Origin of the sequence: Ruegeria discodermiae, assembly GCF_030758345.1 — a bacterium.
GTDB lineage: Bacteria > Pseudomonadota > Alphaproteobacteria > Rhodobacterales > Rhodobacteraceae > Ruegeria_C.
Window position 1 is genome coordinate 104774 of the sequence record NZ_JAVAMO010000015.1, and the last position, 19638, is coordinate 124411.

A 19638-nucleotide genomic window follows, 5' to 3' on the forward strand; every position below is an offset into this window, starting at 1 on the left:
CGCCCATGCCGAAAATAAGCAGTAGCGCCCTGTTCAGCCCGACGGTTTTGCTGGCGCTTTCGCTCATGGCAGTGATCGTCATGATGATCCTGCCGATGCCCGCCTGGATCCTGGATATCGGTCTGGCCGCGTCTTTTGCACTGGCAATCCTGATCTTCACCATCACGCTATTCATCGAACGACCACTGGATTTTTCGTCCTTCCCCACCATCCTGCTGGCGTCGCTCATGCTGCGCCTGTCGCTCAACGTGTCCTCGACCAAACTGATCATCGGCGAGGGTCACACGGGTACCGGCGCGGCGGGCGGCGTGATTGAAGGGTTTGCTCATTTTGTCATGGGCGGCAGCATCTTTCTGGGCCTCGTGGTGTTTGGTGTTCTGCTGATCGTCAATTTCATGGTGATCACAAAAGGTGCCGCGCGCATGGCCGAAGTTGGCGCGCGCTTTGCGTTGGACGGTATGCCCGGCAAACAGCTGGCAATTGACAGCGATATGTCCGCTGGTGCGATCGACCATACCGAAGCCAAGGAGCGGCGCGAGCGAGAACAACAGGAAACCACATTCTTTGGCTCGCTGGATGGGGCGTCGAAATTCGTCAAGGGTGATGCGGTGGCGGGCCTGCTGATCACCCTGCTCAATCTGATCATGGGCCTGATCATGGGCATCGTCGTGCATGACATGCCCGTCTCTTCTGCGTTTGAAAGCTATGCGATCCTGACGGTCGGAGACGGGTTGGTGTCGCAGATCCCGGCGGTGATCATTTCCATCGCATCGGCGTTGCTTCTGGCGCGCGGCGGAACCCAAGGCGCAACCGATACAGCCCTGCTTGCACAATTGAGCCGACACCCCGCCGCGTTGGCGACAGTTGCCGTGCTGATGGCGCTTTTTGCGCTGATGCCCGGCCTTCCGTTTCTGCCCTTCATTCTAGGCGGTGCGGTGTTGGGATTTGCCGCGCGCAAAATGCATCTAAAGGCCGCGCTCGCATCGGACCCGACCACTACCGAAGAAGAAGTACAACAAGACGCACCGCGCATGTCGCTCGCTGACATTCTGGACCTTGACGACGTGCATCTGGAGTTTGCCCCTGATCTGGTTGCGATGGTGCTGGATCCGGGGACCGGGCTGGACGCGCGGATCGCCAATATGCGCAATCATGTGGCTTCGGTCTATGGGCTGATCCTGCCGGACATTCGGTTGACGGATAAGGCCGAACTGCCTGCGGGCACCTACATCATCAAAGTGCAAGGGGTCGAACAGGTCCGGGGGGTGCTGCATCCCGATCTGGTGCTGGCGCTGGTGCCCGATGGAGCCGACGCACTGCCCAGCGGACCTGATGTCGCAGAACCGGTTTATGGTGCCCCGGCGCGCTGGATTGCACCCAAGGATCAGGATGCCGCAGCAGTGGCCGGGGCAACGCTTGTTACCCCGCCCGAAATCCTCGCCACTCACCTGCTTGAGGTGATCAAGCAGAACTTCGCACGCCTCCTGACCCTGAAATCCCTGCGTCGCCTGCTGTCTGAGATGACCCAGCTCAGCGACGCCACCCGCGCCGAGGCGAACCGCAAGATGCTGGATGAGTTGATCCCCGACAAAGTGCCGATCGACTGCCTGCACTCGGTGTTGCGCCTGCTGCTAGAAGAGAGGGTCTCGATCAGAAATATGCCGCTGATCCTGGAAACGCTAGCCGAGGCGCGGGTATCGACCACTCAGCCGGAAAGCATCTGCGAGATGGTGCGCCAGCGCCTCGGCTTCCAGCTGGTGGCAGAGATGAAACGCGAGGATGGGACCATCCCGCTGGTTCAACTTGCCCCGGAGTGGGAGGATACCTTTACCAGCTACCAACTTGACGGGGTGCCGTCCGGCCATGACATCGCATTGCCGCCCGATCTCTTCAGTCGCCTCGGCGAAGGGGTCACCGAGCAGTTCGATCAAAGCTCGCGGCAGGGTGTTTTCCCGGCGCTGGTGACCTCCACCCGACGGCGGCGGTTTCTGCATACCATCATGCGCGCGCGCGGACTGGCCAACCCGGTCCTGTCCTTCGAGGAAATCGGGCTAGAGGCGCGACCCTCGCTGGTCGGCGTTGTCGCGGCCTGATGGAACTCCTGTCAGATCGCCTGAGTGCCGAAGTCACCCACCTGCTCATGGTGTTTCTGCGCGTCGGCGCTGCGGTTTCGCTGTTCCCCGGTTTCGGGAACAGAACCCTATCGGCACGTGTGAAACTGGCGATCGCACTGGTCTTCTCGCTGATCGTCACGCCGGCCACCCCGGGCCCGGGTATTCTGAGCTTTGCGCAAATTCTGAGCATTGGCGGCGCTGAAATTCTGACCGGTCTTGTGTTCGGATTGGCGCTGCGATTGCTGGTTCTGGCACTGCACACTGCCGGGTCCATTGCCGCGCAATCGACCTCGCTGTCGCAAATCCTGGGGGGCATGGCAGCAGAGCCGATGCCCGCAATGGGCCATGTTCTGGTCTTGTCGGGCATCACCCTCGCGATTGTGCTTGGCATGCATGTCCGGGTGGCGGAATACCTGATCCAGTCCTACATCCTGCTGCCGACCGGCAGCGCCATCGCCCCGCAGGATCTGGCAAGCTGGGGCACAGGCCAGGTGGCGCGCATGTTCGCGCTCGCGCTACCGCTGGCGGCCCCGTTCGTGATCGCATCGCTTGTCTACAATCTGGCTCTTGGGGCGATCAACCGCGCCATGCCGCAGCTCATGGTGGCTTTTGTCGGCGCCCCGTTCATCACCTTCGGAGGGTTGTTTTTGCTATTCGCAGGTGCACCGCTGCTGCTGATGCTATGGCACGACGCCTTGCTGCAAACCCTCGCTGATCCATTGGGAGCACCACCATGAGCGGTCCCGAGGACGGGGAAGACAAGTCATTTGAACCGACGCCGCGCAAGTTGCAGAAAGCGCGTGAGAAGGGAGAACTTGCCCGATCCGCCGACCTGAACATCGCGGCGGTTTACGGTGGCTTCATTCTGACCCTCTTTGTTTTTGGCGCGTCGATGGTCGATCAGGCCGGAACCGCGATGAGCGTTCTGCTCGGGCAGTCTGATCAGCTGTCCCAAATGATCTTTGACGGCCCGGCACAGGCACCTGTTGGAGGGGTGCTGTCGACTGTGACTGTCGCGATTCTGCCGCTTTTTCTGGTGCCCGCTGCAGCTGTGATCCTGTCTGTGGTCGCACAGCAAGCCTTTGTGGTCGCGCCTGCCAAGATCAAACCGAAACTGTCCAAGATCTCACTTATCTCAAATGCGAAGAATAAATACGGCCGCAGCGGGTTGTTCGAGTTCGCCAAGAGCTTTCTTAAGCTGGTGACCTATGGGCTTTGCCTGGCGCTGTTTCTGAAAGCGGATCTGAACGCCATTCTGACCTCGGGCGCCGCTGGTGCCCGCCCAGCCGTGGTGGTGATGATGGCGACGGTACTGCAATTCCTGATGATCGTTTTCGTGATCGCGCTGGCGATCGGAAGTATCGACTTCCTGTGGCAGCGCGCCGAGCATCTGCGCAAGAACCGAATGACCCGAAAGGAGTTCACCGACGAGATGAAGGAATCCGATGGTGATCCGCATATGAAGAACAGCCGCCGCCAGCGTGGCCAGGAAATCGCGATGAATCAGATGATTCAGGATGTTCCCGATGCAGATGTGGTGATCGTGAACCCCACCCATTTCGCAGTGGCTTTGAAATGGTCACGCCTGCCGGGATCCGCGCCGATCTGTGTTGCAAAGGGCGTTGATGAAATCGCGGCGGTCATTCGTGAAACCGCGATCTCGTCGGGGGTGCCGATCCATTCCGACCCGCCAGCCGCACGCAGCCTGCATGCCAGTGTCGAGATCGGACAGGAAATCGACGCCGCGCATTATCAGGCGGTCGCAGCCGCGATCCGGTTCGCCGAGAAAATGCGCAAGAAAGCCAGGGGGCGGGTCCATTGAAGGCTGGAAGTCTCGACAGATTGGTTCGAGCGAGCGAAGCTCAGTATCTTCTCGAATATGAAAAGATCAGGTCTCTTGTTGAACGCGAGGCAGCCATCAGTCACCGCCTGGCCGAGTTGGCAGGGCATAGCCGGCGCGCTTGCGAGACTGATAGCGGCTATGCCCAAAGTGGTGCGCATGCCCGTTGGGAAAGCTGGGCAGGACAGATGGCGGCGGTCTTGAATACCGAACTGGCGCAGATTCGAGCCCAGAGGCAAAATCTCGACGACCAGATGCGCAAGGCTTTTGCGCGCCAAACAGCGCTTAAGGCATTGAACAAGTCAAACATTTTGCGCCAAAAGCATGAACTTGGCGTAGCCAAAACCGCTCAATTGGAACAATTGGCGGTTATCTGCGCGCCCAAAAACCGTGATGTGTCCACTCAGTAATTGTCCTGCCGGGCGATATCCACGATCAGAACCGCATGCACCACATCAGGACCCAATTCGTGCTGGGCGGCATCCAACAGGGCCTGCCGCAGCGGGTCCAGCTTGCCCGACATCGTGAAGGCCCCATCGAAACCGCCGGTATTGGCATGGTCGAACAGAACCTGCAGGAAAGCATCCCGCAGCTTGGGTTCACGTGCATAAAACGGCTCGCTTGTGCCCGGTGCCACTTCGAGGCTCAGCGCCAGATTGGCCAGGCCCGCCAAATGCTCGCCATCCAGGAGTGGAACCACGAACTGCTTACTCATCTTGAGGAACTCGTGATCGCCTGATGTGCCCTCAGACTTCGACTTGGATTTCTCTTTCTTCTTTTCTGGAACATCCTGTTCGGTTTCGACCTTCGCCTCCTTCTGCCCTCCGGTCAGCGCGGTCCCGGCAAAGACCCCGAGCGCAATCCCAACCAACGGCAGTATGAACAAAAGCAATTTACGCATGATCGAATTCCTCAGAATGGCAGAACGGCGTCCAGCACCTGCTGGCCGTATCGCGCCTGCTGGGCGTCGGTAAGCTGACCTCTGCCACCATAGGATACCCGGGCCGAGGCGATCTTGTCATAGGTGATCTGGTTTTGTCGCGAGATGTCTTCGGGGCGCACAAAGCCCGATACGAGCAACTCGCGCAGTTCAAAATTAACCCGCAGCTCCTGCGAGCCGCTGATCGAGAGTACGCCGTTCGGCAGAACATCAACCACCGTGGCCGCAACACGTAGTGTCAGCTTTTCCTTACGTTTGACCGAACCCTGGCCGGTGTTTTTGCTTTGGCTGTCGATCGCAACCGCATCCGCAAGCGAGGCACCCTCAGGCAGCTTGTCCTGCAACCGTTGCGGCGCGCCAAATAGTTCGGCCACCTCCAGCGTTTCCGAACCGCCACGGGATCGTTTGGTGCCGTTCGAAATCTCGGCTTTTTCGTCGATTTCGATCACCACCGTAAGGATGTCGCCCTTTTTCATCGCCCGCCGGTCACCGAGCAGGGACCTCTGACCGCCGCTCCAGAGCGAGGATTGATCGACCGTGCGCTGATCGGGTGCATGCAGCGGCAATCCCGGCCACAACATTGCGACCTGTTCGGGGGAATCCTCGTTATCCGACAGGCTGGGCGGGCGCCCGAGATGGTCGAGCCGACCACAGGCGACCTGTAGCATGCCAAAGCTCAGAAAAAGAAGCGCGGGTTTGGACAGTTTCATCAATCTACCTCGATACGGCCGTCGGCCATAATCCGGCCGGACAGGGTGGTGCGTGATGCTAGGTTCATCACGCGGATCGTGTCGCCCACAGCACCGCGCCCCAGCGCGCGGCCATCGGCTGTGATGGTGAGACCGCTTTGCACGAAGACCAGCGACACCAGATCGTTGCGATCCACGATGGCGGGCGGCACAACGTCGCCCGCGCGAATGGGACGGCCGGGATAGAGCGTCACGCGCGCCTCATAGCCCACCACTTCGGCGGGATGGGCGTAGACGCCCGGCATCTCTCCGGGTTCCTGAACCAGGTCGGTGGGCGCGATCAGTTCCTTGGCGCGGATCGTGCGGTTTGGTGTAACAATATCGGCCTGCGCAGGCAGTGCGGCGAGCAGCGCAACAGCAGCGAGAATCCTGGCCATCAGCGCACCTGCGTGGTGGCGCCCATCATCTGGTCGACCGCTGAAATCACCTTGGCATTCATCTCGTAGCCGCGCTGCGCCTCGATCAGTTCGGTGATCTCGCGCACGGCATCGACGGAGCTGTCCTCAAGATATCCTTGGCGCAATGTGCCCAGCCCGTCTTCGCCCGGTGTGGCGACGGTGGGCGCGCCGGAGGCTTCGGTCTCGCGGAACAGGTTGCTTCCCACCGCCTCAAGCCCCTTGGCATTAGTGAAACTCGACAGGTTGAGTTGGCCCAGCAACTGCCCTTCGGCGGTGTCGTCGAAATAGGCATAGACCTCTCCGGCGCCATTTATAGTGATCGAGCGCGCATCTTCGGGAATGGTGACCTCAGGGGTGACCGGAAAGCCGTCGGAGGTAACGATCAAACCATCGGCAGACCGTTTCAGGCTGCCATCGCGGGTATAGGCCGTCGCGCCCGAGGGCAGCGTGACCTCAAGATACCCGCGCCCGTCGATGGCCACATCCAGCTCGTTGCCGGTGGCCGACAGAGCGCCTTGCTGAATATGCATCGACACCGCTGCGGGCCGCACGCCAAGGCCAAGCTGCACGCCGGTCGGCAGCAGTGTTCCGTCCGAGGCGTTCACGCTGCCCGGCCGTACCATCTGCTGATAATGCAGATCGGCGAACTCGGCCCGACGGGCGTTGTAGCCGGTGGTGTTCATATTCGCGAGGTTGTTCGAAATCGTCTCGACCCGCATCTGCTGGGCGGTCATGCCGGTGGCGGCAATTTTCAGGGCACGCATCGGTCGCTCCTTCCTTGTGATCTATCGCAGCAACGCTTTGACGGCGTCGCGGATACGTTTGTCTTCGGCATCCAGAAAGCTCTGGCCCAGCTCATAGGCGCGTTGAACCTCGACCATCCGCGCCATCTGTCCGACCGCATTAACGTTAGAGCCTTCAACAAATCCGTGCAGGATTGTGGCACTTTCTGCCGGTTCGAAACCGCCGGGGGCGTGGAACATTACGCCGCCTTCGCGGATCAGGTCGCCCCGTTCGGTCGGGGCAAAGACGCCGATCTGCCCGACCAACTGGCCATCGGCGCTGATCGTGCCATCAGCAGAGACGCTGAGGCTTGTCGCATCGGGCGGGATGAAGACCGGCGCGCCGCCGGGATCGAGCACGCGGTGCCCTTCGGCGTTGACCAGATCGCCATGCGCATTGGCGCTGAACCCTCCGGCGCGAGTCAGCCGCTCGCCCGAGGGCGTTTCGACCAGAAAGAAACCGTCTCCTTCGATGGCGAAGTCGAAGCGACCGCCGGTCTGGGTCAGCACGCCTTGCGTGAACGAGGTATTGCGAACCTCGCCCCGGCTCATCGAGACCGACGGGTGGCCGCCGGTATCCTTCACGAACTCGGAAAAGACGATGCCCTCCTGCCGGTAGCCGGCGGTGGCGAGATTGGCGATGTTGTTGGCGACGACCCGGATCTCGTTCCTCAGGCCCACCTGGCGCGACAGCGCGGCATATCCGGCAGTATCCATCAATTGCCTCCGATTATTAGTGTCAGAACTGTGGCCTGAAAGAACGAAACCAGCGTTTGTGTCATGAAGCCCATCGACATCCAGAACACGATCACGATCGCGGCCAGCTTGGGTACGAATGTCAGCGTCATTTCCTGGATCGAGGTCAGCGCCTGGAACAGGCCAACGACCAGGCCAGTGACCAAAGCAACCGTCAGGATTGGCAACGAAGTCACGACCGCGATCCATAACGATTGCCGCAACACGTCGTAAAACTGGCCTTCACTCAGCATAGCTCAGACCGGCATTCTCAGGATTTCCTGATAGGCCTCGACCACCTTGTTGCGCACGGTCACCGCAGTTTCGACCGCAAGCTCGGTCTGGGCCAGAGCCTGTACCAGCGCATGCGGGTCGGCCTGGCCGGTCATGGCAGATTGCGACAACATCTCGCTGTGGCGCAAAGTGCTTGCAAAATCCTGAAACGCGCCGCCCAGGGCCGCGCCCTCGGGGGCGGGGCCGGGTTTGGTTGCAGGCCGGGCAGAGGCATAGCTCTGCGCCGCCGAAAGAGATTGGATATCCATTCTGGCTGTCCTTTATTTTCTGAGAAGATCCATCAGCGACGATGACATCTGCCGCGCCTGATCGAACATTTTGAGATTGGCCTCATAGCTGCGCTGCGCTTCGCGCGCGTCGGCGATTTCCAGCATCAGATTGACGTTGGATCCCTGATAGTGCCCGCTGGCATCCGCCATCGGATGGGCGGGGTCGTGAATGCGCGGCAGCTTGCTGCGATCAAGCCGCACGCGCCCGTTCTTGACGAGTTCCACCACCTCACCGGAGAGGGCCATCGATTCAAAAGGCACTGTTTTGCGCCGATAGCCCGGGGTATCCGCGTTCGAGATGTTTTCTGCCGTATGACGCAGCCGCATGGCCTGTGCGCGCAACGCGCTGGCTGTGACTTTCAGCGTATTGGAGAACTCGTTCATCTCAGCCCCCCTCACCCGCGTCCAAGACCGGTACGCAGCACGGTCAGCGCGGATTTGTAGATCGCCATAGCCCGGTCATGCTGACGTTTCGCGTCCACCGCGTTCAACATTTGCTCTTCGATAGAAATGCTGTTGCCGTTGGGGTCGGCAGGGGCGTCTGCCGTGAATTCGGCGGCAGACCAGTCGGGGCCGCTCTGCCCGTGCATATGGGTGCTGCGGGTATTGCGAAAAAGCGACGCGTCGCCGCTTTCGCGTACAAGCGTGCCAAATGGTTTGAGATCCTGCGCCTTGTAGCCGGGCGTGTCGGCATGGGCCATGTTGCGGGCGATGACGGCATGCCGGTGACCGGCATGTGTGGCCATCGCGTGGGCCGTCGCAAAGACATTCAGTTTGGTGAACACCGGGGCTTCTCCCTCGATCCGTTTCAATCAAGGCTTAACCCCGATTCGTTTAGAAACGGTTTGCGACAACCTACCGGAGCGTCCGATGACCGCCGCGAACCCTGCGAGTCTGAAAGCCACCTTTGATACCTTGAGCCCACTGCGCCATCTTGGGCGTATCAGGCATGTGGGGGGCGGCACCATCGGGATCACCGGGCTGTCCGGCAAGGCCCGGATCGGCGACCGCGTCGAGATTCGGCGCAAGGCGCTGGCCCCGCTGGCCGGTGAGGTTTTGCAGGTCACTGATGAAGAGATCCGGATGCTGCCCGACATGGCGCCCGATACGGTGGCGGTGGGGGATGCGGCGGTTCTGATCCCGGTTCCGGCCTTTGCCCCCGGCCTGCACTGGCTGGGCCGTGTCGTTGACCCGCTGGGCCGGGCGCTGGATGGCAGGCCTTTGCTGCGCGGCGAGCATGCCCGCAACCTGACCGCTTCGCCGCCAAATGCCGTTGAACGCAAATCGTTGGGCGCGCGCTTGTCCACAGGGGTGACGCTGCTGAACACGATGCTTCCGATTGTACGCGGGCAGCGGGTGGGGCTGTTTGCGGGGTCGGGGGTCGGCAAATCCTCATTGCTGGGCACGCTTGCAAAATCCATGCAGGCGGATGCGGTTGTGGTGGCGCTGATCGGCGAGCGCGGGCGCGAAGTGAACGAATTTGTCGAACACACGCTGGGCCCCGAGGCGATGGAGCGCGCGGTTGTGGTGGCGGCCACCTCGGACATGTCGGCCCTGATGCGGCGGCGCTGCGCGTGGTCCGCCATGGCGGTTGCGGAATCGCTGCGCGATAGCGGACAGAACGTGTTGTTTCTGGCCGATTCCATCACCCGTTTTGCCGAGGCCCATCGCGAAATCGCCGTTGCCACCGGAGAGCTGCCCGCCCTGCGCGGCCACCCGCCCTCAGTCACGCCGCTGATCACCGGCCTGTGCGAACGCGCCGGGCCAGGCACGGCGGATCAGGGCGATATCACGGCGGTGTTCAGCGTTCTCGTCGCAGGCTCGGACATGGATGAACCGGTGGCGGATATTCTGCGCGGGGTGTTGGACGGCCATATTGTACTGTCCCGAGAAATCGCCGAGCGCGGGCGCTTTCCGGCCATCGATGTCAGCCGCTCGGTCTCACGCAGCTTACCAGCTGCGGCAAGCGAAGCTGAAAACGCTGCCATCAACGAGGCGCGGCGCCTGCTCAGCACTTATGAGCAATCCGAAGTGATGATCAATGCCGGGCTGTATTCCGCAGGTTCGAATCCGCAACTGGATCAGGCGGTTCAGGTCTGGCCGGATCTGGATGCGTTTTTCGCGCGCCCCGAGCTAGGCGGGATTGCCGATAGTTTCGACAAGCTGAACCTCATCCTGCGGCGCAGCGGCGCGGGGCAGCAACGCCCTTTGTAAACCGAAACGGGCCCCGAAATCGGGGCCTGTCTGAGCACCTCTTGCACTTGGCGGGTTACTACGCCGGGACCGCCTCGGCCTCATTGGTCAGCGGCTGGGGCAGCTTGTTGAGCATCTCGGTCGGGCAGACCTGCAGGAATTTGCCGCGCTCGACTTCCCAATGCTGCAGGATATCAGCGGCCTTCTGGCTGCGCGTTTCCTCCAGATGACGCTCAATCAGACCTTTGAGCTGATACTCCCAATGGGGTACCGTGACCGGGCAGGTCACCAGTGTTTCCATGTTCATCAGCGATGTAGCCGTGCCGTCAGGATCATAGAGATAGGCCATGCCGCCAGTCATACCGGCTCCGAAATTGGCCCCGATCTCGCCGAGAATGACCGCAACGCCGCCCGTCATATACTCACACCCGTTCGAGCCGCAGCCTTCGATCACCACCTGCGCGCCGGAGTTGCGTACGGCAAAGCGTTCGCCAGCACGACCAGCAGCAAAGAGATACCCGTCGGTCGCCCCATAAAGAACGGTATTGCCGACAATGGTGTTCTCATCCGCCTTGAGCGGGCTCACCTGCGGCGGGCGCACAACGATAGTGCCGCCCGACAGGCCTTTGCCGACATAGTCATTGGCATCGCCAGACACTTCCAGCTTCAACCCCGGCGAGGCAAAGGCGCCCAGCGATTGCCCGGCGGAGCCGTGCAGTTTGACATGCAGGTGATCGGGTTGGAACGAATTCCGCATCCCGAAATTCTGCACAATATGGCTGGAGACGCGCGTACCCACCGTCCGGTGCGTGTTCTGCACCGCGTAAGACAGCTGCATCTTTTCGCCATCGCGCAGAAACCGGGCCGCATCGCGCACGATCTCGGCATCCAGCGTGTCAGGCACCGCGTTGCGCTCCTTGTCGCGGTCATAGACGATATCAGCCGCGCCATCGACGGTGATCAGCAGCGGGTTAAGGTCCAGATCGTCCAGATGCGCCGACCCCCGGCTGACCTGTGCCAGCAGATCGGCCCGTCCGATCACATCATCGAGGCTGCGCGCGCCGAGCGAGGCCAGAATCTCGCGCACTTCCTGCGCGTAGAAGGTGATGAGATTAACCACCTTGTCAGCGTTGCCGGTGAAGCGGTCGCGCAGCGACGGGTCCTGGGTGCAGACGCCAACCGGGCAGGTGTTGGACTGGCACTGACGCACCATGATGCAGCCCATCGCGATCAGGGCAGCGGTCCCGATGCCGTATTCTTCGGCCCCCAGCATCGCCGCGATGACGATGTCTCGCCCGGTGCGTAGCCCGCCATCGGTGCGCAGGGTCACGCGGCCCCGCAGGTTGTTCATCGCCAGCACCTGATGCGCTTCGGTCAGGCCCATCTCCCACGGCAGCCCGGCATGTTTGATCGAGGTCGCCGGGCTGGCCCCGGTACCACCGTTATGGCCCGAGATCAGGATGATATCGGCCTTGGCCTTGGCGACCCCGGCGGCGATCGTACCAACGCCCGAGGAGGCCACCAGTTTCACCGTCACCTTGCAGCGCGGGTTGATCTGTTTGAGGTCATAGATCAGCTGCGCCAGATCCTCGATCGAATAGATGTCGTGATGCGGCGGCGGCGAGATCAGCGTCACGCCCTTGGTCGAATGGCGCAGCCGCGCGATCAGGTCGGTGACCTTCATGCCGGGCAATTGCCCACCTTCGCCGGGCTTGGCGCCCTGGGCCACCTTGATCTCAAGCTCCTCGCAGTGGTTAAGGTATTCGGCGGTCACACCGAACCGGCCCGAGGCCACCTGTTTGATCTTGGCCGACGGGTTGTCACCGTTTGATTCAGGGACAAAATGCGCCGGATCTTCGCCGCCCTCACCGGAGTCAGACTTCGCACCGATCCGGTTCATCGCCACGTTCAGCGTCTTGTGCGCTTCGGGGCTGAGCGCGCCCAGCGACATGCCCGGTGTCACGAACCGCTTGCGGATGGCTGTGATGCTTTCGACCTCTTCCATCGCCACCGGCTGGCCCAGCGGTTTGAAATCCAGCAGGTCGCGCAGATGGATTGGCGGGTTCGACTGCATCTTGGCCGAGTACTGTTTCCACAGCTCATAAGAAGCCCGGTTGCACGCCATCTGCATCATGTGCATCGAGGTCGCTTCCCAGGCATGGGTCTCGCCTGACTGGCGCGCCTTGTAGAAGCCGCCGATGGGCAACACGTCCAGCCCCGAGGTCCAGCCTTTGGCGTGAATTTCCTCGGCCTTGGACTGAATGCCGGTCACACCGATGCCCGAGATACGGCTGATCATGCCCGGGAAATACTCGGCCACCATGGCGCGGCTGAGGCCGACTGCCTCGAAGTTCAGACCGCCGCGATAAGAGGAGATCACCGAAATGCCCATCTTGGACATGATCTTGAGCAGCCCCTGATCGATGGCCTCGCGATAGCGCGCGACGTTCTCGGTCAGCGTGCCGTCCATAAGGCCGCGTTCGACCCGGTCTGCGATGCTGTCCTCGGCCAGATAGGCGTTCACCACGGTCGCGCCGCAGCCGATCAGCACCGCAAAGTAATGCGGGTCCAGACATTCCGCCGCGCGCACATTCAGCGAGCAGAAGGTGCGCAAACCCTTGCGGGTCAGATGTGAATGCACCGCACTGGTGGCCAGAATCATCGGCACGCCCACACGGTCGGTGTCGGTGTACTGATCAGTCAGGATCAGGTGACCGGAACCCGAGCGCACCGCCTCTTCGGCCTCGGCACGAATGCGAGCCAGCGCAGAGCTGAGCGCGCCAGTGCCCGGTTCGAAACTACAGTCGATTTCGGTGACCGGAGAGTTGAGGCTATTGACCAGCGTATCCCACTGCGCATTGCCCACGAACGGGCTGCCCAAAACGATGATCTCGGTCTGGCTGCTGTCCTCGTCCAGCACATTCTTGAGGTTGCCGAACCGGGTTTTCAGCGACATCACCCGGTATTCCCGCAAACTGTCGATCGGCGGGTTGGTCACCTGGCTGAAGTTCTGGCGGAAGAAATGGCTGAGCGGGCGGTACTGCTTGGACAGCACCGCAGAAGGCGTGTCGTCGCCCATCGAGGCCAGTGCCTCTTTGCCGTCCTCGCACATCGGCACCAGGATTTGCTCCAGTTCCTCGATCGAATAGCCAGCTGCGATCTGCCTTTTGCGTAGCTGCTCGCCTGTAAAGAGCGGTTTTTCCTCGACCTCGGCCAGTTTGCCGTCCAGATCGCTGATCTTCTTGACCCAGTCGCCGAAGGGCAGCGCGCGCGCCAGCTTGTCCTTGATCTGCTTGTCGCGGAACACCTTGCCCTTCTTCATGTCGACGGCCAGCATCTGACCAGGGCCCAGCGCGCCTTTTTCAACGACATGGGCCTCGTCGGTAGGAACCATGCCCGCCTCGGAACCTGCAATGACAAGCCCGTCACCGGTGATCACATAGCGCATCGGGCGCAGCCCGTTGCGGTCCAGCCCGGCACAAACCCAACGCCCATCGGTCATAGCCAGCGCGGCCGGTCCGTCCCAGGGCTCCATCACCGAATTGCAGTAGGAATACATGTCGCGCCAAGCCTGCGGCAGTTCCACCGCCTGCTTGGCCCAACTTTCGGGAACCAGCATGGTCTTGGCCATGGGTGCGGAGCGACCCGCACGCACCAGAACCTCGAACACCGAGTCTAGTGCGGCCGAGTCCGACGATCCGCCTGCGATGATTGGTTTGATATCCTCGGCATAGTCCCCGAAGGTGGCCGACGCCATGCGGATTTCATGGCTTTTCATCCAGTTGGTGTTGCCCTTGAGCGTGTTGATCTCGCCATTATGGGCCAACATGCGGAAGGGCTGCGCCAGCCACCATTGCGGGAAGGTGTTGGTCGAATAGCGCTGGTGATAGATCGCAAAGCCGCTTTCGAACCGCTCATCCATCAGGTCGGGGTAGAAGACCGCGACCTGTTCGGCCAGCATCATGCCCTTATAGATGATCGATCGGCAGCTCAGCGAAGCAATATAGAGCCCGGACACCCCCGCCGCTGCCGCCGCCTTTTCGATCCGACGGCGGATCACGTAAAGCTCGCGCTCGAAAGTCTCTTCATCGACGCCCTTCGAGTTCGAGATCAGAATTTGCTCGATCTCGGGCCGGGTCGCGTTGGCCTTTTCGCCGAGGCAGGTCACATCGACCGGTACATGACGCCAGCCATAGATGTAATAGCCCATGCGCAGAACCTCGGCTTCCACGATGGTCCGGCAGGTTTCCTGCGCGCCGAAATCCGTGCGCGGCAAAAAAACCTGACCCACAGCGATCAGCTTGTTCTTGTCCGGCGTATGGCCGGTGCGTTCAATCTGGTCATAGAAAAACGGAACCGGGATCTGCACATGAATGCCTGCGCCGTCGCCTGTCTTGCCATCGGCGTCCACAGCACCCCGATGCCAGATCGCCTTGAGCGCATCAATGCCGGCTTCGACCACCTTGCGGCTTCTCTTGCCATCGACGGACACGACAAGGCCAACCCCGCAGGAAGAATGCTCTTCTTCCTCGGAATAGAGACCGTTTTCGGCCATCCACTTGCGCTTTTCTTCTTCGGCGCGAACCCAGTTGGCGTCATATTTGGTCATTGGCTATCTCCTTGTTCCGAAGGGGCGAACATCGCCATCACTTCGGCTTCGGTCATTTGTCTGCGATCCCCGGCAAAGGCGTAGCCCTGCGGTTTCCGATCGATATAAAGTTCCAGATTGAGGTCACCGCCAGCCGCGTCATCGAACAGGCCAGCAGCGATTTGAGTTTCTCCGTGCATCTCACCGGGCGCGGTGATGCGGTACCAGAGCGCTGATCCGCAATCGCCGCAAAAGGCCCGCTCGGCCCAGTCCGAGGACTTGAAGACGCGTATCGGGCCATCTGCGGTATATCCGGGTTCGGCCGGAAAGGTGATCAGCATCGAACTGGTCCAACGGCGGCACATGTCGCAGTGGCAGGCCCCCAGGGACGCTTTGGCCGGCGTCGCGGTGATGGTCACGGCGCCGCACATGCATCGTCCTGATAGCGCATTCATGATGAACCTCCTCTAACCATCACATCCGAACTCGGATCGTGTCGCCAGAAAACCCGGTTGGTCCGGAAAGCGGATCGCGCGCGGGGTCTGGTCCACTGTCAACGAATCCTGCCCTTCGAAATGCCGTGTGATGCTGCCTTCGATGAGCAGGTTCAGGTCATCCGACACCAGAAAATCAAGGCCGAAACCGATCTTGCTGCCTTCGATCCCCTCACGCTCTAACTCGCGCAAAGACGCTCCCTTCCGGAACGTGTGCCCATCCAGAACGACTTCTTCCTCACCAAGGGTGTACTGCCCATTGAACAGGAATTCGCGGTCCTTCACGACCCTGGTGTTGAACAGAAAGACGCCGTTTTCCGTCGCGACCCCGTCTGTGATCAACCGATCGAGCTGAAGGTTCTGGCCGCTGCCGGGCTTGAGCGTGAATCTGGTTTCCGCATTGGCCCGGTACAAGAACTCCAGCATGCCCCAGTTTCGGTCATAGACATTGGCCGATTCCGGATTCCCGTCGAGGAACCCCAAAACCAGGAAGGTCTGACCACAATCCATAACCGTCGATACGGCGCAGGAATTCTTGTGCACTGTCGCCAGCGCTGTACAATTCTGCGGAACCTGTACCTGCGCCGCAACCGGGCCTGAGAAAGCCCAGAGACATGCAAGACCTGTCAGCAGCCTGTTCATGGTTTCAACCCTTGTTATGCGTGCCCGGTGGAACGGTCTGTGACACAGAGATGCCCTGTTCGCAGAGCTCACTCAGCGGCGACCGAGAGCGGCGCGTTGAACTTCTCGATGATCGCTTCGGCGCAGTCACGCCCGTCGCGAATGGCCCAGACCACAAGGCTGGCCCCGCGCACGATATCCCCGATGGCATAGACGCCCTCCATGTCGGTTGCACCGGTGCGGAACGCGGCCTTGACCGTGCCCCAGCGCGTGACCGGCAGATCGGGCTGACCAAAGAGTTTCGGCAGATCCTCGGGTTCGAACCCCAGTGCTTTGATGACCAGATCGGCCTCTTCGACGTAATCCGCGCCTTCGATCAATTCGGGTGCCTGGCGGCCCGAGGCATCGGGCTGGCCCAAGCGCATCTTCTGCACCATCACGCCTTCGACCGTGTCGTTGCCGGTAAAGCCCTTGGGCGCGCTCAGCCATTCGAAGACAACGCCTTCTTCCTCGGCATTGGCCACCTCGCGCTGCGAGCCGGGCATGTTGGCGCGATCACGACGATAGAGGCATTTGACCGAGGTCGCGCCTTGCCGGATCGCCGTCCGCACGCAATCCATGGCGGTATCACCGCCGCCGATCACCACCACCCGTTTGCCGTTGGCGTCGTAGCGGCCACTATCGAATTCCTCGACCGCATCGCCAAAGCTCTTACGGTTGGAAGCCGTGAGATAGTCGATCGCCTTCTCAACTCCGCTCAGACCGCTGCCGGGCATCTGAATGTCGCGGCTTTTGTAAACGCCGGTGGCGATGATGACGGCGTCATGCTCGGCATGGATCGCCGCAAAAATGTCAGCATCCACATCGCAGTTCAGGGCAAACTCGACCCCGGATTTCTCCAACTGGTCGATCCGGCGCATCACCACGTCTTTTTCCAATTTAAAACCGGGGATGCCATAGGTCAGCAACCCGCCCGCCCGGTCGTAGCGATCATAAACCGTCACGCTGAAGCCCGCACGGCGCAGCATATCCGCCGCGGCCAGCCCACCGGGTCCGGCCCCGATGATGCCGACGCTTTCGTCGCGCTCCTGATCGGGGACAGCAGGCTTGACCCAACCATTTTCCCAGGCGGTATCGGTGATGTATTTCTCGACCGAGCCGATGGTAACGGTGCCATGACCGGATTGTTCGATCACGCAATTGCCCTCGCACAGGCGGTCCTGCGGGCAGATGCGGCCGCAGATTTCCGGGAAGGTGTTGGTGGCCTGACTGACCTGATAGGCCTCCTCCAGTCGTCCCGTGGCGGTCAGGCGCAGCCAGTCGGGGATGTTGTTGTGCAACGGGCAATGGGACTGGCAATACGGCACACCACATTGCGAACAGCGGCTGGCCTGCTCTTCGGCCTTGGCCGCCGCATACTCGGCATAGATTTCGTCGAAGTCTTCCCTGCGCTCCGTCGCCGCGCGCTTTTCAGGCATATCGCGTTCGATCTGGACGAATTTTAGCATCGGTTGCTTGGCCACAGCTTCGGCTCCATGAATTGGCTAGGTTGCGATGCTATAAACGAGGTGTGGTATGATTAAAAGTCAATTATACTGACCTTTTTTCAATTCTCGGTCCGCAAATTGCAAGGTGACGCTGCGACGCAAGGTAAATTTAATTCCGAATCGGACCTAAATAGGGCCTTTCCATTTGCGCCAGTCACTTATACCCCGTGCCCAAAAAAGGTTCAGAGGCATCTCGGCAGATGACATTCCTGCATATCATTCTTGTTGCTCTGACCCAGGGCATCACCGAGTTCTTGCCCGTCTCGTCTTCGGGCCATCTGATTCTTCTGCCCAAACTCACAGGCACGACGGATCAGGGGCAGTTCATCGATGTGGCTGTTCACGTCGGCACTCTGGGCGCCGTGATCCTGTATTTCCGGCGCGATGTCGCGCTGGCGCTGCGCGGGACACCTGACGCCCTTGCGGGTCGGCTAGACGCGCCGGGCGCACGCCTCGCGCTCGGGCTGATGATCGCAACAATACCGATCATCTTTGTCGGGGCGATCCTGCATTTCACTGGCCTGTCGGATGCGCTGCGCTCGATTAAGGTCATTGCCTGGACGATGCTGGGGTTCGGCCTTGTTCTCTATTGGGCTGATCGCACTGGCGGCAATGTGAAACAGGTCGGGGACTGGACGCTCAGGGACGCCGTGATCATGGGGCTCTGGCAGGTCCTGGCACTTATCCCAGGCACGTCACGCTCTGGCATTACCATCACCGGCGCGCGCCTGTTGGGTTTTGGGCGAGAAGACGGCGCACGCCTGGCGATGCTGATGTCCATACCCACAATCGCTGCCTCGGGCATCCTGTTGTCAGCTGACGCTGCCATCAGCGCCGATGCCGAATCAATCCACAATGGCATGCTGGCCGCAGGTCTGTCATTCCTGTCCGCCCTCGCCGCGTTGGCCTTGATGATGCGGTTCCTGCGCAGCGTCAGCTTCACACCCTATGTGATCTACCGGGTGATCCTGGGGCTCGTCCTACTGGCGATAGCTTATGGCTGATCAGATCTTCAGATTCTTCGCCGATTTCTGGATTTCGTCATACTGCCCCGAGGGGCGGAACTTCCAAAGATAGTCAGGCAACACCGATTGCATCGCCACCGGCTCGATCCCCAGATCAGCAAAGCCTTTGGCCCCGTCCGAAACCACATTGTCACTACGCAGCGATTTCACCTGATCACGGGTCAGGATGGGGTTGGAAAACAGCTGGAAGCTCACGAATTTCATTATATCCAGAACCCCGGCCATGATCCGCGCCACAAACATCGGCATACCGATGATAACCCGCCGCCGGTGAATGGTATCGAGCATCACCTGCATCAACGCGCGAAAGCTCTTCGCCTCCGGGCCGCCAAGTTCAAAGACGCCACCGCCCGCCACACCTGTCGCGCCCATCATGGCGGCGCGAGCAACATCATCCACAAATACCGGTTGAAACCGCGTCTCGGGTGCCACAATCGCCAGAAATGGTCCGAACCGCGTCATTGCGGCGAAACGGTTGAAGAACTCATCCTCGGTCCCGAAGATGATCGAGGGCCGCAGGATCATGGCATCCGGCATATGCTCCAGCACCGCGGCCTCACCCATAGCCTTGCTCCGTGCGTAGGCGCTGTCGGCCTCATCACTGGCGCCAATCGCCGAGAGGTGGACCATGCGACCGATCCCCTCTTCCGAGGCAATCCGGGCAATCCGCCCGGCACCCTCGGCGTGAACCGCGTCGAAATCGTTCTTGCCCAGTTCATTGAGGACCCCGACGCAATTGATCACCGCATCGGCGCCATGCATGGCTTGACGGACCGACGCATCGTCGCGGATGTTACACGCCACCGGCTCGACTTGGCCGACCACGCCGTAAGGCCTGACATGCAGCGCTTCGTTCGGGCGGCGCACGGCAACCCGCACGCGCCAGCCCTGTTCGGCCATGCGCCTTGTGATGTATCGACCGACGAATCCCGAACCGCCATAAATCGTGACCAGCTTGGACATTCCGGGCTCCTGCGTTTTTATGCGTCGATACCGATCTACCCCCCTCAAGACGCGCAAACAAGGCACAATGACGACGCGACCTCGAA

General features: G+C 60.8%; 20 protein-coding genes. 6 read left to right on the top strand and 14 right to left on the bottom strand.

The window, feature by feature from the left end; genetic code table 11:
- Window positions 1–5: 5 nt before the first annotated feature.
- From flhA to Q5Y75_RS22685, 4 genes are read left to right on the top strand one after another with little or no spacing between them, the layout of a single operon-like run.
- Window positions 6–2093, top strand: coding sequence for a flagellar biosynthesis protein FlhA (gene flhA / locus Q5Y75_RS22670; protein WP_306201841.1), 2088 nt, complete (start codon window positions 6–8; stop codon window positions 2091–2093).
- Window positions 2093–2851: a flagellar biosynthetic protein FliR gene (locus Q5Y75_RS22675; RefSeq protein ID WP_306201843.1), complete on the top strand. Its 759-nt coding sequence runs from the start codon at window positions 2093–2095 to the stop codon at window positions 2849–2851. The genes flhA and Q5Y75_RS22675 overlap by 1 nt, the downstream gene beginning before the upstream one ends.
- Complete coding sequence (flhB, locus tag Q5Y75_RS22680) at window positions 2848–3936, top strand: flagellar type III secretion system protein FlhB (protein WP_306201845.1); 1089 nt, start codon at window positions 2848–2850, stop codon at window positions 3934–3936. The genes Q5Y75_RS22675 and flhB overlap by 4 nt, the downstream gene beginning before the upstream one ends.
- Window positions 3933–4364 (top strand): hypothetical protein, encoded by a 432-nt coding sequence (locus Q5Y75_RS22685; protein WP_306201847.1) that lies wholly within the window; start codon window positions 3933–3935, stop codon window positions 4362–4364. The genes flhB and Q5Y75_RS22685 overlap by 4 nt, the downstream gene beginning before the upstream one ends.
- Here Q5Y75_RS22685 and Q5Y75_RS22690 read toward each other — a convergent pair.
- The 9 genes from Q5Y75_RS22690 to Q5Y75_RS22730 are packed head-to-tail and all read right to left on the bottom strand — an operon-like array spanning window position 4358 to window position 8906.
- Window positions 4358–4855 carry a flagellar basal body-associated FliL family protein gene (locus tag Q5Y75_RS22690; protein ID WP_306201849.1) on the bottom strand — a complete coding sequence of 166 codons (498 nt, stop codon included), beginning with the start codon at window positions 4853–4855 and terminating at the stop codon, window positions 4358–4360. The two genes, Q5Y75_RS22685 and Q5Y75_RS22690, sit on opposite strands and share 7 nt — an antisense overlap.
- A gap of 11 nt (window positions 4856–4866) precedes the next feature.
- Window positions 4867–5604: a flagellar basal body L-ring protein FlgH gene (gene flgH, locus Q5Y75_RS22695; RefSeq protein ID WP_306201851.1), complete on the bottom strand. Its 738-nt coding sequence runs from the start codon at window positions 5602–5604 to the stop codon at window positions 4867–4869.
- Window positions 5604–6020, bottom strand: a complete 417-nt coding sequence (gene flgA, locus Q5Y75_RS22700; protein ID WP_306201853.1) for a flagellar basal body P-ring formation chaperone FlgA — start codon at window positions 6018–6020, stop codon at window positions 5604–5606. The genes flgH and flgA overlap by 1 nt, the downstream gene beginning before the upstream one ends.
- Window positions 6020–6805 carry a flagellar basal-body rod protein FlgG gene (flgG, locus tag Q5Y75_RS22705; RefSeq protein WP_306201855.1) on the bottom strand — a complete coding sequence of 262 codons (786 nt, stop codon included), beginning with the start codon at window positions 6803–6805 and terminating at the stop codon, window positions 6020–6022. The genes flgA and flgG overlap by 1 nt, the downstream gene beginning before the upstream one ends.
- A gap of 21 nt (window positions 6806–6826) precedes the next feature.
- Window positions 6827–7540 carry a flagellar hook-basal body complex protein gene (locus tag Q5Y75_RS22710; protein ID WP_306201857.1) on the bottom strand — a complete coding sequence of 238 codons (714 nt, stop codon included), beginning with the start codon at window positions 7538–7540 and terminating at the stop codon, window positions 6827–6829.
- Entirely contained in the window at window positions 7540–7812 is a 273-nt protein-coding gene (locus Q5Y75_RS22715; protein ID WP_306201859.1) for a flagellar biosynthetic protein FliQ, read from the bottom strand. The genes Q5Y75_RS22710 and Q5Y75_RS22715 overlap by 1 nt, the downstream gene beginning before the upstream one ends.
- A 3-nt stretch (window positions 7813–7815) precedes the next feature.
- Window positions 7816–8100: a flagellar hook-basal body complex protein FliE gene (gene fliE, locus Q5Y75_RS22720; protein ID WP_306201861.1), complete on the bottom strand. Its 285-nt coding sequence runs from the start codon at window positions 8098–8100 to the stop codon at window positions 7816–7818.
- Between the two features lie 12 nt (window positions 8101–8112).
- Window positions 8113–8505 (bottom strand): flagellar basal body rod protein FlgC, encoded by a 393-nt coding sequence (gene flgC / locus Q5Y75_RS22725; protein ID WP_306201862.1) that lies wholly within the window; start codon window positions 8503–8505, stop codon window positions 8113–8115.
- An 11-nt stretch (window positions 8506–8516) separates the two neighbouring features.
- A complete protein-coding gene (locus Q5Y75_RS22730) occupies window positions 8517–8906 on the bottom strand; it encodes a FlgB family protein (protein WP_306201864.1) in 390 nt (129 codons plus the stop codon).
- Between the two features lie 85 nt (window positions 8907–8991).
- On the opposite strand from Q5Y75_RS22730, the gene Q5Y75_RS22735 reads away from it, so the two are divergent.
- On the top strand, window positions 8992–10335 hold the full coding sequence (locus Q5Y75_RS22735; protein WP_306201866.1) for a FliI/YscN family ATPase: 1344 nt from the start codon (window positions 8992–8994) through the stop codon (window positions 10333–10335).
- 58 nt (window positions 10336–10393) lie between these two features.
- On the opposite strand, the gene gltB is transcribed toward Q5Y75_RS22735, so the two are convergent.
- The 4 genes from gltB to Q5Y75_RS22755 all read right to left on the bottom strand — a co-directional run bounded on the left by gltB (window position 10394) and on the right by Q5Y75_RS22755 (window position 17540).
- Complete coding sequence (gene gltB / locus Q5Y75_RS22740) at window positions 10394–14923, bottom strand: glutamate synthase large subunit (RefSeq protein WP_306201868.1); 4530 nt, start codon at window positions 14921–14923, stop codon at window positions 10394–10396.
- Window positions 14920–15357, bottom strand: a complete 438-nt coding sequence (locus tag Q5Y75_RS22745) for a GFA family protein (protein WP_306201870.1) — start codon at window positions 15355–15357, stop codon at window positions 14920–14922. The genes gltB and Q5Y75_RS22745 overlap by 4 nt, the downstream gene beginning before the upstream one ends.
- Before the next feature lie 12 nt (window positions 15358–15369).
- Entirely contained in the window at window positions 15370–16038 is a 669-nt protein-coding gene (locus tag Q5Y75_RS22750; RefSeq protein WP_306201872.1) for a hypothetical protein, read from the bottom strand.
- A 68-nt stretch (window positions 16039–16106) separates the two neighbouring features.
- On the bottom strand, window positions 16107–17540 hold the full coding sequence (locus Q5Y75_RS22755) for an NAD(P)-dependent oxidoreductase (RefSeq protein WP_306201874.1): 1434 nt from the start codon (window positions 17538–17540) through the stop codon (window positions 16107–16109).
- 224 nt (window positions 17541–17764) lie between these two features.
- On the opposite strand from Q5Y75_RS22755, the gene Q5Y75_RS22760 reads away from it, so the two are divergent.
- Window positions 17765–18568 carry an undecaprenyl-diphosphate phosphatase gene (locus tag Q5Y75_RS22760; RefSeq protein ID WP_306201876.1) on the top strand — a complete coding sequence of 268 codons (804 nt, stop codon included), beginning with the start codon at window positions 17765–17767 and terminating at the stop codon, window positions 18566–18568.
- Here the strand turns inward: Q5Y75_RS22760 and Q5Y75_RS22765 are convergent, their stop codons facing one another.
- Window positions 18569–19552 carry a complex I NDUFA9 subunit family protein gene (locus Q5Y75_RS22765; protein ID WP_306201878.1) on the bottom strand — a complete coding sequence of 328 codons (984 nt, stop codon included), beginning with the start codon at window positions 19550–19552 and terminating at the stop codon, window positions 18569–18571.
- Window positions 19553–19638 lie beyond the last annotated feature (86 nt).

Bases quoted from the DNA above. Each gene is read 5' to 3' on its own strand.
- flhA (WP_306201841.1), top strand. From the start codon at position 6: ATGCCGAAAATAAGCAGTAGCGCCCTGTTCAGCCCGACGGTTTTGCTG.
- Q5Y75_RS22675 (WP_306201843.1), top strand. From the start codon at position 2,093: ATGGAACTCCTGTCAGATCGCCTGAGTGCCGAAGTCACCCACCTGCTC.
- flhB (WP_306201845.1), top strand. From the start codon at position 2,848: ATGAGCGGTCCCGAGGACGGGGAAGACAAGTCATTTGAACCGACGCCG.
- Q5Y75_RS22690 (WP_306201849.1), bottom strand. From the start codon at position 4,855: ATGCGTAAATTGCTTTTGTTCATACTGCCGTTGGTTGGGATTGCGCTC.
- flgH (WP_306201851.1), bottom strand. From the start codon at position 5,604: ATGAAACTGTCCAAACCCGCGCTTCTTTTTCTGAGCTTTGGCATGCTA.
- flgA (WP_306201853.1), bottom strand. From the start codon at position 6,020: ATGGCCAGGATTCTCGCTGCTGTTGCGCTGCTCGCCGCACTGCCTGCG.
- flgG (WP_306201855.1), bottom strand. From the start codon at position 6,805: ATGCGTGCCCTGAAAATTGCCGCCACCGGCATGACCGCCCAGCAGATG.
- Q5Y75_RS22710 (WP_306201857.1), bottom strand. From the start codon at position 7,540: ATGGATACTGCCGGATATGCCGCGCTGTCGCGCCAGGTGGGCCTGAGG.
- Q5Y75_RS22715 (WP_306201859.1), bottom strand. From the start codon at position 7,812: ATGCTGAGTGAAGGCCAGTTTTACGACGTGTTGCGGCAATCGTTATGG.
- fliE (WP_306201861.1), bottom strand. From the start codon at position 8,100: ATGGATATCCAATCTCTTTCGGCGGCGCAGAGCTATGCCTCTGCCCGG.
- flgC (WP_306201862.1), bottom strand. From the start codon at position 8,505: ATGAACGAGTTCTCCAATACGCTGAAAGTCACAGCCAGCGCGTTGCGC.
- Q5Y75_RS22735 (WP_306201866.1), top strand. From the start codon at position 8,992: ATGACCGCCGCGAACCCTGCGAGTCTGAAAGCCACCTTTGATACCTTG.
- gltB (WP_306201868.1), bottom strand. From the start codon at position 14,923: ATGACCAAATATGACGCCAACTGGGTTCGCGCCGAAGAAGAAAAGCGC.
- Q5Y75_RS22745 (WP_306201870.1), bottom strand. From the start codon at position 15,357: ATGAATGCGCTATCAGGACGATGCATGTGCGGCGCCGTGACCATCACC.
- Q5Y75_RS22750 (WP_306201872.1), bottom strand. From the start codon at position 16,038: ATGAACAGGCTGCTGACAGGTCTTGCATGTCTCTGGGCTTTCTCAGGC.
- Q5Y75_RS22760 (WP_306201876.1), top strand. From the start codon at position 17,765: ATGACATTCCTGCATATCATTCTTGTTGCTCTGACCCAGGGCATCACC.
- Q5Y75_RS22765 (WP_306201878.1), bottom strand. From the start codon at position 19,552: ATGTCCAAGCTGGTCACGATTTATGGCGGTTCGGGATTCGTCGGTCGA.